Origin of the sequence: Streptomyces tamarix (genome assembly GCF_032423885.1) — a bacterium.
GTDB lineage: Bacteria > Actinomycetota > Actinomycetes > Streptomycetales > Streptomycetaceae > Streptomyces > Streptomyces tamarix.
The window spans coordinates 26779-39349 of the sequence record NZ_JAWCTQ010000059.1; the positions used below are offsets into that span (position 1 = coordinate 26779).

At 73.4% G+C, this 12571-nt stretch carries 14 protein-coding genes; 4 read left to right on the forward strand and 10 right to left on the reverse strand.

The window, feature by feature from the left end; translation table 11 throughout:
* Positions 1-65: 65 nt before the first annotated feature.
* The 9 genes from RND61_RS29790 to RND61_RS29830 form a co-directional block, all read right to left on the reverse strand.
* The gene (locus RND61_RS29790; RefSeq protein ID WP_315881263.1) at positions 66-1016 is read right to left on the reverse strand and encodes a glutathione S-transferase C-terminal domain-containing protein; all 951 of its coding nucleotides are present in this window, start codon (positions 1014-1016) and stop codon (positions 66-68) included.
* 130 nt (positions 1017-1146) lie between these two features.
* Positions 1147-1272 carry a hypothetical protein gene (locus RND61_RS29795; protein ID WP_315881264.1) on the reverse strand — a complete coding sequence of 42 codons (126 nt, stop codon included), beginning with the start codon at positions 1270-1272 and terminating at the stop codon, positions 1147-1149.
* A gap of 211 nt (positions 1273-1483) precedes the next feature.
* Positions 1484-2041: an NADPH-dependent FMN reductase gene (ssuE, locus tag RND61_RS29800; protein ID WP_315881265.1), complete on the reverse strand. Its 558-nt coding sequence runs from the start codon at positions 2039-2041 to the stop codon at positions 1484-1486.
* Between the two features lie 76 nt (positions 2042-2117).
* Positions 2118-3101 (reverse strand): ABC transporter substrate-binding protein, encoded by a 984-nt coding sequence (locus RND61_RS29805; protein WP_315881266.1) that lies wholly within the window; start codon positions 3099-3101, stop codon positions 2118-2120.
* A 49-nt stretch (positions 3102-3150) separates the two neighbouring features.
* Positions 3151-3915 carry an amino acid ABC transporter ATP-binding protein gene (locus RND61_RS29810; RefSeq protein ID WP_315881267.1) on the reverse strand — a complete coding sequence of 255 codons (765 nt, stop codon included), beginning with the start codon at positions 3913-3915 and terminating at the stop codon, positions 3151-3153.
* Positions 3912-4940 (reverse strand): amino acid ABC transporter permease, encoded by a 1029-nt coding sequence (locus RND61_RS29815; RefSeq protein ID WP_315881268.1) that lies wholly within the window; start codon positions 4938-4940, stop codon positions 3912-3914. Before RND61_RS29815 ends, RND61_RS29810 begins: the two co-directional genes overlap by 4 nt.
* Before the next feature lie 20 nt (positions 4941-4960).
* Complete coding sequence (locus tag RND61_RS29820) at positions 4961-5917, reverse strand: ABC transporter substrate-binding protein (RefSeq protein ID WP_315881269.1); 957 nt, start codon at positions 5915-5917, stop codon at positions 4961-4963.
* A complete protein-coding gene (locus RND61_RS29825) occupies positions 5914-6459 on the reverse strand; it encodes a GNAT family N-acetyltransferase (RefSeq protein ID WP_315881270.1) in 546 nt (181 codons plus the stop codon). The genes RND61_RS29820 and RND61_RS29825 overlap by 4 nt, the downstream gene beginning before the upstream one ends.
* Positions 6456-7592, reverse strand: a complete 1137-nt coding sequence (locus RND61_RS29830; protein ID WP_315881271.1) for an LLM class flavin-dependent oxidoreductase — start codon at positions 7590-7592, stop codon at positions 6456-6458. Before RND61_RS29830 ends, RND61_RS29825 begins: the two co-directional genes overlap by 4 nt.
* Before the next feature lie 790 nt (positions 7593-8382).
* Here RND61_RS29830 and RND61_RS29835 point away from each other — a divergent pair.
* The 4 genes from RND61_RS29835 to RND61_RS29850 all read left to right on the forward strand — a co-directional run bounded on the left by RND61_RS29835 (position 8383) and on the right by RND61_RS29850 (position 11354).
* A complete protein-coding gene (locus RND61_RS29835) occupies positions 8383-9417 on the forward strand; it encodes an amino acid ABC transporter permease (RefSeq protein WP_315881272.1) in 1035 nt (344 codons plus the stop codon).
* 88 nt (positions 9418-9505) lie between these two features.
* Positions 9506-10303, forward strand: coding sequence for an SDR family oxidoreductase (locus RND61_RS29840; RefSeq protein WP_315881273.1), 798 nt, complete (start codon positions 9506-9508; stop codon positions 10301-10303).
* A gap of 108 nt (positions 10304-10411) precedes the next feature.
* A complete protein-coding gene (locus RND61_RS29845; protein ID WP_315881274.1) occupies positions 10412-10993 on the forward strand; it encodes a TetR/AcrR family transcriptional regulator in 582 nt (193 codons plus the stop codon).
* Positions 10994-11153: 160 nt separating this feature from the next.
* Positions 11154-11354 (forward strand): hypothetical protein, encoded by a 201-nt coding sequence (locus RND61_RS29850; protein ID WP_315881275.1) that lies wholly within the window; start codon positions 11154-11156, stop codon positions 11352-11354.
* A gap of 23 nt (positions 11355-11377) precedes the next feature.
* Here RND61_RS29850 and RND61_RS29855 read toward each other — a convergent pair whose 3' ends face one another.
* Positions 11378-12364, reverse strand: a complete 987-nt coding sequence (locus tag RND61_RS29855) for a helix-turn-helix domain-containing protein (protein WP_315881276.1) — start codon at positions 12362-12364, stop codon at positions 11378-11380.
* Positions 12365-12571 lie beyond the last annotated feature (207 nt).

Consider the following 12571-nt stretch of genomic DNA (forward strand, 5'->3'; position numbering starts at 1 on the left):
TTCCCCGACCCCCGGCGGGCCGCCGGTGGCGGCGCGCCACCGTGGTGGCCCCCTGCCGTCGCAGGCTAGGCGGAGCCGGACGGGGGCAGGTGGAGGGCGTATTGCGGTTCCGTGAAATCGCCCGGGGGCGCGGGGGCGGGCCGGGCGGCGGTCCCCTCCGCGACGTGCACCGCCCAGTCCAGGATCTGTACCGCCTCCCCCGCGGCCTCCAGCCCCCGGCAGTGGGCGTGGTGCCTGCGGGCGATGCCCTCCAGATCGAGGTGGGGGCCGAAGGCGGGGTGGGCGGCCAGTCGCCGCGCGTAGGCCCACACGTGCGGATGGTCGGCGATGCGGTGGACCGCGGCGGCGTCCAGGTGCCGGCGGTGCACGCCGTCGAGTTCCACCAGGGTCACCCACAGCCGCACGTCGGCGGCGGTCGGCTCGTCGCCGAGGACGAAGTCCCGGGTGGCGAGCCGCCGCTCCAGTGAGCCCAGGGCGCGGTACAGGGAGGCGAGGGCGGCGCGGCGTGCCGTGGCGTCGGTGCCGGCCTGCCCGGCGTGTTGTGCGGCTCGGCCGATGTGGTGCGCGCAGAGGCGTTCGACGGCGTCGATCTGCGCCTCCGCGCCGCGCGGGTACAGCGCGGGCCGGCCGGGGCCGTCACCGCCGAAGCCCCGGGCCAGGTCGCGCAGGATCTCCGGGGTGTGGGTGCTGACGATCCGTCCCGTCCAGTCGTCGCTCAGTACCGGTGCCGCGGTCGGTCCGGGGTACCGGTGCGCACTGGCCTCGTACAGCGGGCGCAGGGCGGAGTGGCCGCCGTCGGGCTCGTCGGGCACGGCCGGCAGGAGCACCACCGGGAGGACGCCGTCGAGGGCGAGCAGGCTGTGGGTGATGGCGATGCGCAGACAGTGGGGGCAGGAGAGCGAGAGGTGGAGGCGGTAGCGGTGCGGCACGGCGTGGTAGCCGCTGTTCGCGTCGGAGCCGATCCTGCCCCGGAACGGCGGGAGGGACGGCACGGTGGTCGGGGGTGCGGCGGGCATGGGTCTCCCTGGGTCCGGTCCGGCTTCTGGTTCTCGGGACGCGGCGGTCGGCGTGCGTCGGGTGAGGGGCCCTCGGCGGCGGCACGGACCCGTACGCGACGGGGGCGCGGTGCCGGCGGGCGCCGTGGGTTCAGCGCCGGGGGCTCGCCGCGCTGCAGACGCGCAGGAGATCGATGTGGCGGCGGGACGTCAGGAGGAGGGGCGGCCGGCCCGCGCACACGGCGCGGCCGGCGGGCGGCTCCAGACGCTCCATCATTCCCTACCCATCCACTAGGGATCCTTCCCTGGAGTGTCGGGCCGCCCGCGGGTCCCGTCAAGGGGGCCCGCTCCCGGCGCGCTCCGGCCGCGGCCCCCGCTCAGGCCGCCCGCACCCCGGGGCCCGCGGACGGGACCCGCACCGCGGGCCGGGCGGCCCACCCGGAGCGGGCCCGCGGCCCCGGGCGGTGAGGCGCGGCGGGCCGCGGCGCTCATCCGGCGGCCGCCAGCAGGGCCGTACGGCTGTCGAGGGCTTCGGAGAACCGGTCGACGACCCGTGCGAGGGCCTCGGCCGGGCCCGGCGCGACGGTCAGGGAGCCGTCGTCGGCCACCGCGAGGTCCTTGTCGAGCGTGAACCAGCCCTGGACGATGTGCGCGGCGCCCATGGAGCTGAGCACGGGGCGCAGCGCGTAGTCGATCGCCAGGACGTGCGCCGTGGTCCCGCCGGTGGCCAGCGGGAGGACCGTCTTGCCGCCCAGGCCGTACTGCGGCAGCAGGTCCAGCAGGGACTTCAGCAGTCCGGAGTAGGCGGCCTTGTAGACGGGCGTGCCGATCACGACCCCGTCGGCGCGGTCGAACAGCGCGATCGCCTCCACGATCGCCGGGTGCCGGAAGTCGGCGCCGAGCAGGGCGTCGGCGGGGAGGGTGCGGACGTCCAGCGGAACCACCTCGTGGCCCTGGGCCCTGAGCCGTGCGTCCAGGTGGCGGAGGAGGCGGGCGGTACGGGAGGTGGCGGAGGGGCTTCCGGAGACGGACAGGACGGTGGCCATGGTGGACCCTTCGGGGGGTGGGGTTTTCGTGGGACCGGTGCGGGGCCGTGTGTCCGGGCCCCGCACCCTGCGGCTGCTACGCGCCGGTCTCGGGCAGGCCGGGCGGGTTGACCTCGGACTTGGTCACGGCCTCGTCGGCCAGGCCCCAGCGCTCCAGCACCTTCCCGTACGTGCCGTTGTCGATGATCTCGTCGAGCGCGTCGGCGAGCGGCTCGGCCAGTCCGCTGTCCTTCTTGGTGGTGGCCGCGATGAGGCCCTGGAGGGTGTCGCCGGCACCGGAGTAGGTGCCGACGACCTCCGTCTTCCCCGTGGTGGCCGCGTGGTGGGCGGCGGTCGGGTGGGGGCCGAGGTAGAGGTCGATCCGGCCGGACTGGAGGGCGAGGTGCACGTCGCTGTCGTTCTGGTAGTACTTGATGTCCACCGGCTTCCGGCCGGCCTTCTCGTTCTCCTCGCTCCACTCCACGAGCAGTTTCTCCTGGTTGGTGCCGCTGCCGACGGCGACGGTCCGACCCGCCACGTCCTCGGGTCCGGTGACCTTCAGGCCGCTGCCCTTCTTCGCCTCGAAGCCCAGGGTGTCCTTGCGGTAGGTGGCGAAGTCGTACTTCTTCTTGCGTTCCTCGGTGACGGTGATGTTGCTGAAGCCGACGTCGTACTTGCCGCTGTCGAGGCCGACGAAGACGTTCTCCCACGAGGCGGTGGTGAGGCGCAGTTCGAGGCCGAGCACGTCGGCGACCAGGGAGGCGATGTCGGGCTCGACGCCGATGACGGTCTTGTCGTCGGTGGCGTAGAAGGCCAGCGGCGGGGCGGAGCCGGGCGATCCGACGACCTCCAGCGTGCCTCTCTCGCGGATCTCCGCCGGGACCTCGGCGGCGATGGAGTCGACCTTGGCGGTGGTGACGCGGTCCTGGTCGGGGCTGAGGTTGATCTTCGTCTTGGTGCCCGACGCGGCGGCGACCTCGACGGTGCCGCCGTCGGAGGGGGTGCCGCAGGCGGTGAGGGCGAGGGCGGAGGCGAGTCCCAGCGCGGTCGCGGTGGCGCGACGGGTGAGGCCGGTGGTCACGTGCGTACTCCTTGCGAAGGGGAAGAGGGGGGACGGGCGTGGGGGCCGGTCAGAGGACCTTGGAGAGGAAGGCGCGGGTGCGCTCGTGCCGCGGGGCGTCCAGGACGGCGGCGGGCGGACCCTGCTCCACGACGACGCCGCCGTCCATGAACACCACGGTGTCGGCGACCTCGCGGGCGAAGCCGATCTCGTGGGTGACGACGATCATGGTGGTTCCGGTGCGGGCCAGGTCCTTGATGACGTCGAGGACCTCGCCGACGAGCTCCGGGTCGAGCGCCGAGGTGGGCTCGTCGAAGAGGAGCACCTTGGGTTCGAGGGCGAGTGCGCGCGCGATGGCCACCCGCTGCTGCTGTCCTCCGGAGAGCTGCCGGGGGTGGGCGTCGGCCTTGTCCGCGAGCCCCACCCGCTCCAGCAACCGGCGCGCGGTCCCCTCCGCCTCCCCGCGCGGGCGGCGCAGCGCGGAGACCGGGGCCTCGACGAGGTTCTCCAGCACGGTCAGGTGCGGGAAGAGGTTGAAGTCCTGGAAGACGAACCCGATGTGCGTGCGCTGCTTCAGGACCTCCTTCTCCTTCAGTTCGTACAGCTTGTCGCCGGAGCGGCGGTAGCCGATGAGCTCTCCGTCGATGCTGATCCAGCCGCGGTCGACCTTCTCCAGGTGGTTGATGCTGCGCAGCAGCGTGGACTTCCCCGAGCCGGACGGGCCGAGGATCACGGAGACCTCGCCGGTGCGGACCTTCAGGTCGACACCGCGCAGCACCTCCAGCGGGCCGAAGCTCTTGTGGACGCCGCGGACGTCCACCATCACCTCGTTCATCGACTGCCTCCCAGGGGTTTCAGGGGGACGACGGGCTCGTCGCGCCGCTCCGCCGCGGCGCGCAGGGCGCGTACGAAACGCCCGGCGCGCTGGAACGGGGTGGGCGGCGGGGTGCGGTCGGCGCCCCGCGCGAAGTGCCGCTCCACGTAGTACTGCGCGACCGACAGCACGGAGGTGAGGAAGACGTACCAGGCGGTGGCGACCAGCAGCAGCGGGACCACCCGGCCGTTGCGGCCGTAGACCACCTGCACCTGGTAGAAGAGTTCGCCGATCGCCATCACGTAGACCACCGAGGTGCCCTTGAGCAGGCCGATGACCTCGTTGCCCGCCGTGGGCAGGATGGCGCGCATGGCCTGCGGCAGCACGATCCGGCGGATCTGCCGCAGCCGGGGGATGCCCAGGGCGGCGGCGGCCTCGAACTGCCCGCGGTCGACGGCGGCGACGCCGCCGCGGACCGTCTCCGCGGCGTACGCGGCCTGGTGCAGCGACAGGCCGATGAGCGCCGCCCCGATGGTGCCGATCAGGGTGTCGCTGTCGACCGACCAGAACACCGGCCCGAAGGGGATGCCGACGCCCAACTCCTCGTACAGGGCACCGAGGTTGAACCAGAACACGAGCTGGACGATCATCGGGACGGACCGGAAGATCCAGACGTAGGTCCAGGCGACGGTCCGCAGCACCGGGCTGTGCGACAGCCGCATGAAGGCCAGTACGGTGCCCAGGAGGAAGCCCAGCACCGTGGCGCAGGCGGTGAGTTGGAGGGTGACCCCCACCGCTCGGACGATCGTCTCGGACAGGACGTAGTCGCGGAAGACGTCCCACTCCCAGACGGGGTTGGTGGCCAGGCCGTGCGCGAACTGGGCGACCAGCACGGTCACGGCGACGGCCGCCACCCATCGAGCGCGGTGGCGGGCGGGGACGACCTTGGGCGGGGCCGGGTCGTCCCCGGTGGGCGGGGCTTCGGGGCCCGTGCCCGGGGAGGCCGCGCCGGGTGGCGCGACGGCGGAATCGGCGGTGAGTCCCATCGTGGTGTTCTGCTCGGCTCTCAGGTGTGCTCGGACGGATTGATCTGCGAGGTGTCGATCGCGGAGGCGGTGGTGCCCCACTTCTCGAGGATCCGGGCGTACGTGCCGTTCTCGATCAGCTCGTTGACGGCGGCCTGGAACGCCTTGGTGAGGGGGGAGCCCTTCTTGAAGGCGAAGCCGACGTCGAGGCGGTGGTACTCGCCGAGGAAGGTGGTCCGCGCCGCGGGCTGGGCCGCCTGGTGGCGCAGGCCGTTGATGGTCGACATGACCACGTCGATCCGGCCCTGCTGGAGCGCGGTGAGCGTCGCCCCGTTCTCCGAGTAGACCTTCACGTCGTACGGTTTCTTGCCCGCCTTCGCGCACACCCCCTTGTGGGCGATGAGGGTCGCCTCGAAGGTGGTGCCGGCTCCGGTGCCGATGGTCAGTCCGCACAACTGGGTGAGCTCGGTGACCTTCCCCTTGAGCGCGGTGCTGCCCTTCCTCACCGCGAAGCCCTGGCCGTCGTTGATGTAGGTGACGAAGTCGACGCTCTTCAGGCGCTCGGTGGTGACGCCGAAGTTGCCGGTCCCCACGTCGTACTTGCCGCTGCCGAGGGCGGGCAGGATCGTCTCGAAGGACGCGTTCTGCCGCTCCAGCTTCACGCCGAGGACCTTGGCCACCGCGTCGGCGATGTCGATGTCCTGGCCCGCGGGGATCTTGTCCGACCCGTTCGGGTAGTACGCGCCGGGCGGCGTCCCGATGGAGCTGCCGATCCTCAGGGTGCCCGACGCGCGGACGTCGGCGGGCAGCAGGGCGGCCACCGACTCCACCTTGCCCACGGCGGCGACCGGGTCGCCGGCCGGCGCGGCGGACGCCCCGGCGCCCGCCGCCGTGGCGCCGGGGGCGCCGCCCGAGCCGCAGCCGGTCAGCGCCAGTACGGGTGGCAGCGCGAGGGCGGCGATGACGCGCCGCCGGGTTCTGGTCGTGCGAGGGTTCACAGGTCGGCTGCCTTTCCCGGGTGTGCGGGGTGTGTTCCGGTGGTCAGGTGCTTCTCGAAGGGCAGCGGACCGATGGTCTCCGGGTCCGCCTCGACGTCGAACAGGGGGGTGTAGCCGGCGGCCAGGTACAGGCCGCGCGCCTCGGGCTGGCGCGGCCCCGTGGTGAGGTGGATCCGCCGGTACCCGCGGGCGACCGCCTCGCGTTCCAGCGCGGCGACGACGCGTCTGGCGAGGCCGCGCCGGCGGTGGGCGGAGTGCGTCCAGATCCGTTTCAGTTCGGCCGTGGTCCCGTCGTACCGGCGGAAGGCCCCGCCCGCCACCGGCTCGCCGTGTTCGAGGAGCAGGAGCAGTACGCCGCCGCGGGGCGCGGTGAACTCCTCGTCGGGGTAGCGGGAGAGTTCGGCGTGGGCGACCTCGCCGTAGCGGGCCGCGTACTCGCTGCCGAGTTCCCGCAGCATCGGCTCCGCCCGGGGGTCCGACACCTGTACCTGAATGAACGTCAGTTGCGGCTCGGCGGACAGGGGTCGAGCGGCGGAGGTCATCCGTTCACCGCCGCGAGGGCCTGTGCGCCGCGGGCCGCCCGCTCGGCGTCGCGCTTGGCGACCTCCTCGCGGACGAGGGGGATCACGTACCGGCCGAAGTCGATCGCGTCGTCCAGCAGGTCGTAGCCGCGGGCGGAGAGGATGTCGACGCCGAGGTCGTAGTAGTCGAGGAGCGCCTGGGCCACGGTCTCGGGGGTGCCGACCAGGGCGTTGGAGTTGCCCGCGCCGCCGGTGGCGGCGGCCGTCGGGGTCCACAGGGCGCGGTCGTAGCGCTCCCCCGCCTCGGCGATGGCGATCAGCCGTTGCGAGCCGGTGTTCTGCGGCCTCGCGTGGGCGTCGCGGCGCTTGGAGACCGCCTCGCCCCTCGCCCTGCGTTCCTTGATCGCGCCGACCGTGCGGTGGGCCTTCTCCCAGGCCAGCTCCTCGGTCGGGGCGATGATCGGGCGGAAGGCGACCTGGATGCGGGGGGTGTCGGCGCGGCCCGCGGCCCGCGCGGCGGCCTTCACGGCCTCGATCTGCTCGGCGGTCTTCACGAGGGGCTCGCCCCACAGGCAGTAGATGTCGGCCTCGGCGCCTCCCGCGGCGTAGGCGGCGGGCGACGAGCCGCCGAACGACACGCCGGGGCGCGGCTGCTGGACCGGGAAGACGTCGCTGACGAAGTCGTGGAAGCGGTAGTGCTCGCCCTCGTGATCGAAGGGCTCGTGGGTGGTCCAGATCTTCTTGACGATCCGGATGTACTCGCGAGTGCGGGCGTAGCGCTCGTCCTTGGTCAGGGTGTCGCCCTCGCGGCCCTGTTCCCGGTCGTCGCCGCCGGTGATGAAGTGCACGGTCAGCCGGCCCTCGCTGATCTGGTCGAGGGTGGCGAAGGTCTTGGCGGCGAAGGTCGGGTACGAGACGTTGGGCCGGTGGGCGAGCAGGATCTGGAGGCGGTCCACTCTGCTCGCGACGTACGCGGCGGCCGGTGCCGGGTCCGGCGATCCGGAGCCGTAGGCGAACAGCACGCGGTCCCAGCCGTGGTCCTCGTGCGCCCGGGCGAGCCGGAGCGTGTACTCCTTGTCGAAGGCGGCGCCGGAGCGCGGGGTGGCTTCGGAGCCGTTGTTGGTCGCGGCGATGCCGAGGAACTCCACGGGCATGGGTGATGGCCTTTCCTGACGTGCTTCGGGGCCGTGCCGTGGCAGCACGCGGGCACGGCGGAGCCGCCCTCGGTGCGGCCGTGTGCGACGGCGCTTCGGGTACCGGGAGCCGGGGGTGAACAGGTGTGATGACGCCGGGGCACGGGCCTCGGGCGAAAAAGGGGGGGCGGCGGCAGCGCGTGCCAGGTCTCGCGGGGCGGGCCGTACGCGGGACCAGCGCGTGTCCAGCGCTTGTCCCGACGCGTGCCCAGCGCTGGTCTCAGCGCGTTGCGGCACGTGTCTCAGCGCGTGTTCAACGCCTGCGCACGGCGGTTTCGCGAGGGGAGGACTCGGCCCGCGACGGGGTCACCGAGGGAGGGAAGGGCCGGTCGGACGGCCTACTGCCGCGTCAGGCGCTACACGCGGCAGACCACACCCGACCGAAGTCGATGTGGTCACGGGTGACCAGGCGCTGCTCGACATTCATGGGTCCAATTGAGCAGTACATCTCGCTCCCCGTCAACCACGAGCCGTATGGCGGACGGGTGTTGGGCGATTCCCGCGCGTGGTTGACAGGGGCCCGCGCGGGACCCATACGATCAGCGGGGACGGCTCCGCCGCGTGCGGCAGCCGCACCGGCCGCGTTGAGGGACGCGGTGAGCGTGATGACGTCGAAACCCGGGCCGCCGCTCCGTGCCCGCGCCGTGTCCGCGCGGGGCTGCGGGCGGAATCCGCGTACACGTGCCGCCGGGTGACCGCCTTCGCCGGGTGATCACCTCCGCCCCCGCTTCCCTCCCCTGGAGAGCCCCTGATGGTCTCGCCGTCCGACATCACCGTCTCCCCCGGCGTCTCCGCGTCCGTCCCCCCGCAGGGGCGCCGGAAAGCCCCCGGCCGCGACCCCGGCGGCGATCCGCCGCGGATCGTGCCGCGCCGGCGCGTCGGCCGCTGGCTGACCACCGCCCTCGCGCTGTTGGTCTTCGCCATGGTGGTCAACTCCGTCGTCCGCAACCGGGCCTTCCAGTGGGAGGTGGTCGGCCGGTACTTCACCACCCCCGCCGTGCTCGACGGGCTGCTGCTCACCCTGTGGCTGACCGGCGCGGTGATGGTGCTCGGCTTCCTGCTCGGCATCCCCCTGGCCGTGATGCGGCTTTCCTCCAACCCGGTGCTGCGCACCCTGAGTTGGGGATACGTGTGGATCTTCCGGTCCACCCCGCTGCTGGTGCAGTTGCTGTTCTGGTTCAACATCGGCGCCCTCTACCCGACGCTCGGCCTCGGCATCCCCTTCGGGCCGCAGTTCGTCACCGTCGAGACGGTCGACCTGCTCGGCCCCGTCCTCACCGCCGTCATCGGCCTGACCCTGCACGAGGCCGCCTACGCCGCCGAGGTGGTGCGCGGCGGCATCCTCTCGGTGGACGCCGGCCAGACGGAGGCCGCCCAGGCCCTCGGTATCGGCAGGCGGCGCACCCTGCGCAGGATCGTCATTCCGCAGGCGATGCGCTCCATCGTGCCGACCGCGGGGAACATGCTGATCGGCACCCTGAAGGGCACCAGCATCGTCAGCGTGCTGGCGGTGCACGACCTGCTGTACTCGGTGCAGTTGGTCTACAACCAGACCTACCAGGTCATCCCGCTGCTGATGGTCGCCACCCTCTGGTACGTCGCCGTCACGACCGTGCTCAGCGCGGGACAGTTCTACGTCGAACGCCACTACGCGCGGGGCTCCACCCGTGCGCTGCCGCCCACCCCGGTGCAAAGGCTCAGGAGCAACCTGGCCGCACTGCGCGCCCGGCTGGACACGGCGACCGCGTCCGACGCCCGCCCGGCGACCGGTGGCGCCCGACGGTGACCGGCGGGCCCGCCGGAGGCGGGGCGGTGGCACGGGGCGCCGGGAGGTCGACTTCCCGGCGGCCCCGGGGGGCGTGGAGAATGGGGCCATGAGCGACGAGACGCGCGCGAGGAGCCGGCGGGACGTGCGGGAGGCGGAGCGCCCGCTCGCCCTGGTCACGGGAGCGGGACGTTCGGCGGGGATCGCGACGTCCGTGGTACTGGATCTGGCCCGGGCCGGCTGGGACACGGCCTTCACGTACTGGAGCCCCTACGACGCGCGGATGCCGTGGGGGGCGGAGCCGGGGGCGCCCGGCCGGCTGCGGGAGGAGGCGGCTTCCCTCGGGGCAAGGACCTTCGCGGTCGAGGCGGACCTGGGCGACCCGGCCGTACCGGCCCGGATCTTCGACGAGGTCGAGCACGCGCTGGGGAACGTCACCGCGCTGGTGCTCTGCCACTGCGAGTCGGTCGACTCCGGCCTGCTGGACACCACGGTGGAGAGCTTCGACCGACACTTCGCGGTCAACGCGCGGGCGACGTGGCTGCTGATCCGGGAGTACGGGCTGCGGTTCCGCGGCCAGCACGGAAGCGGCCGGGTCGTCAGCCTGACCAGCGACCACACCGTCGGCAACCTCCCCTACGGGGCGAGCAAGGGGGCGATGGACCGCATCACGTTCGCCGCCGCCCGCGAACTCGCCCACCTGGGAGTGACCTGCAACGCGGTCGACCCCGGGCCGACCGACACGGGGTGGATGACCGCGGAGCAGAAGGCGGACATGATCCGCTTCACACCCCTGGGGCGCCTCGGCGTGCCGCAGGACTGCGCGAACCTGGTCACGTTCCTCTGCTCGGCAAAGGGCGGGTGGATCAACGGCCGGCTCCTCCGGAGCGATGGCGGCCTCGCGTAGCCGGGTCATGGAGCACGCCCCCTCCGGGGCGGCGGCACGGGGCGCCAAGGACCGCCCGGTCGGTACGCCGTGCGGAGGCACGCTGTTGACACTCCAAAGTGTGAGCGGTTGAGTACTCACGTGAAAGGAGAACAGCGTCCACGCCGGTTGGCCACGGCGGAGGAGCGCCGGGAGACGGTGCTGCGCACCGCCATCGGCGCCTTCGCGGCCCGGGGGTACTTCGGCACCACGACGTCGGAGGTCGCCAAGGCCGCCGGGATCTCGCAGGCGTACGTCTACCGGCTCTTCCCCAACAAGGAGGCCCTCTTCGTCGCGGTCGTGGAGCACTGCTTCGTCCGGGTGCGCGCGGCGCTGGAGCGCGGCGCGGCCGAGGCGAAGGGCGGCGACCCGGAGGCGGTGCTGTCCTCCATGGGAGACGCGTACGCGCACCTGATCCGGGACAACGACCTGATGCTGGTGCAGTTGCACGCCCAGGCGGCAGCCGTCTCCGAACCGGCGGTGCGGGAGGCGGTGCGGGCCGGCTACGCCCGCACGGTCGAGTACGTCCGCGGGGCGTCGGGCGGCGACGAGCGGCAGGTCCAGGAGTTCTTCGCGGTCGGCATGCTCTGCCACCTGCTCGTGTCGATCGACGCGGAGGCGATCGACGCGCCGTGGACGCGCACGCTCACCGCGGGCATCACGCACCGCTGACCGCCCCCCGCGGCGCGGGCGGCGGCGGGCCTCACGGGTCCCGACGGTCGCCTTCCTTTCGCACCGGGCGGTGAGTGGCCGACCACACGTGAGGCAGGTGGGCTGCGGACAGCTACGCCCGCCCCGTCGAGGAGCACCCGGGGAACCCGCCGTCCCGACCGTGTCGTCCCCTCCCACCGGCGTCGACCCGCACGCCCCGGTCGTCGTCCGCCCCTCCACCGTCGTCGGCGCCCCGCCCGCCGCCGTCCGGGCCGTCCCCACCGCGGTCCACGGCTCCTGGATCCCCGACACCGCCCCCCTGACCCGCGCGTACGGCCGGCGCCCGTCGATCAGCTCGCGGGTGGCGACGGTCAGGCCCTGACCCGCGCGCGTACGGTCGGTGCTTCAGCCCGCGGCGCCGCGGTGGAGCGGCCAGGCCCAGGACATGCCGTGCACGCCGGGCGTGCACTTGCCGGGGTACAGGTGGGCCGTGTGCGACCCGTCGATCACGAGGCGGGCGACCTGCTCGCGCGGGGCGTCGGTCCGGTGCCGGTAGTACTTGCGGCAGCTCGCGGGCACCGCCTCCGGCGCGAAGGAGACGTGCAGCAGGTACTCGCGCAGGTTCGTCCGGACGCGGCGCTCGTAGAACGTGCTGGGGGTGGGGCCGGGCGGGAAGCACACGTCGTAGCGGACCACGGCGGTCTCCCCGCGTCTCAGCCGCCGGCCCAGCAGGATGTCGGCGACGACGCAGCGCAGCGGTTCCTCGACCCGCACCGCGCCGAGGGTGCCGCAGCCGACGGTGAAGTCGACGTCCGGCGACACGTCCTCGTCGACCTGGTGCACGAGGGTCAGCCGGTCGGGCCCGTCACAGATCGCGCGGAGCACCTGGGTGACGGACATGCGGCGGATGCAGCGGTCCGCGCCCAGGAAGACCGCCTCGTGGATGGAGAGGGGGGTGATGTCCTGGTTGAAGTGCGCGAACGCGTCTCCGAGGGCCCGCTCCACCTCCGAACCGGGGGCGAAGACGCGCCGCGAGGCGGTGACGTCCTGCCCGTGGGTGCGCGCCCTGCCCCGCGGCCGGTGCGGTTGCAGGAGGCCCACGAGGTGGTCGTGCGGTACGGCCAGGATCTCCTCCAGCTTCCGCACCGCCCGCAGGGACTGCGGCCGTTCGGGCAGGCTGCGCCCGCGCTGCCAGTGGCTGAGCGTGGCGGGGCTGATCCGTACGCCCTGTTCGGCCAGCCGGTCGCACACGCGTTGCAGGGGGAGGCCCCGCAGGCGCAGGGCCTGGCGGAGCGCGTCGGCGAAGGTGGCCGGGGGGTGCGCCGCGGGCGCGGTCGCGTCTGCCGTGCGCGGCGGGGTTCCCGGAGGGTTGTCAGCGAAGGTGTGCGGCATGGGGCCTTCACGAGCGGGGGCCAGGTGGGGGGAGAACTGTACGGGGGGCGGGGCGCCCGCCGGGGGGGCGCCCCCCCCCCCCACCCGGGGGGGTGAGCCGGGGGCCGGAGTGACCCCCGGGGGGGGGGCGGGGGGGGGGGGGGGGGGGGGTGGGTGCCCCCGCCGCCGCGATCCCGCGTTTCGACTGTTCATCAGGTTGTATTGACA

Bases quoted from the DNA above. Each gene is read 5' to 3' on its own strand.
- RND61_RS29795 (WP_315881264.1), bottom strand. From the start codon at position 1,272: ATGATGGAGCGTCTGGAGCCGCCCGCCGGCCGCGCCGTGTGCGCGGGC.
- RND61_RS29810 (WP_315881267.1), bottom strand. From the start codon at position 3,915: ATGAACGAGGTGATGGTGGACGTCCGCGGCGTCCACAAGAGCTTCGGC.
- ssuE (WP_315881265.1), bottom strand. From the start codon at position 2,041: ATGGCCACCGTCCTGTCCGTCTCCGGAAGCCCCTCCGCCACCTCCCGT.
- RND61_RS29830 (WP_315881271.1), bottom strand. From the start codon at position 7,592: ATGCCCGTGGAGTTCCTCGGCATCGCCGCGACCAACAACGGCTCCGAA.
- RND61_RS29815 (WP_315881268.1), bottom strand. From the start codon at position 4,940: ATGGGACTCACCGCCGATTCCGCCGTCGCGCCACCCGGCGCGGCCTCC.
- RND61_RS29790 (WP_315881263.1), bottom strand. From the start codon at position 1,016: ATGCCCGCCGCACCCCCGACCACCGTGCCGTCCCTCCCGCCGTTCCGG.
- RND61_RS29825 (WP_315881270.1), bottom strand. From the start codon at position 6,459: ATGACCTCCGCCGCTCGACCCCTGTCCGCCGAGCCGCAACTGACGTTC.
- RND61_RS29835 (WP_315881272.1), top strand. From the start codon at position 8,383: ATGGTCTCGCCGTCCGACATCACCGTCTCCCCCGGCGTCTCCGCGTCC.
- RND61_RS29840 (WP_315881273.1), top strand. From the start codon at position 9,506: ATGAGCGACGAGACGCGCGCGAGGAGCCGGCGGGACGTGCGGGAGGCG.
- RND61_RS29855 (WP_315881276.1), bottom strand. From the start codon at position 12,364: ATGCCGCACACCTTCGCTGACAACCCTCCGGGAACCCCGCCGCGCACG.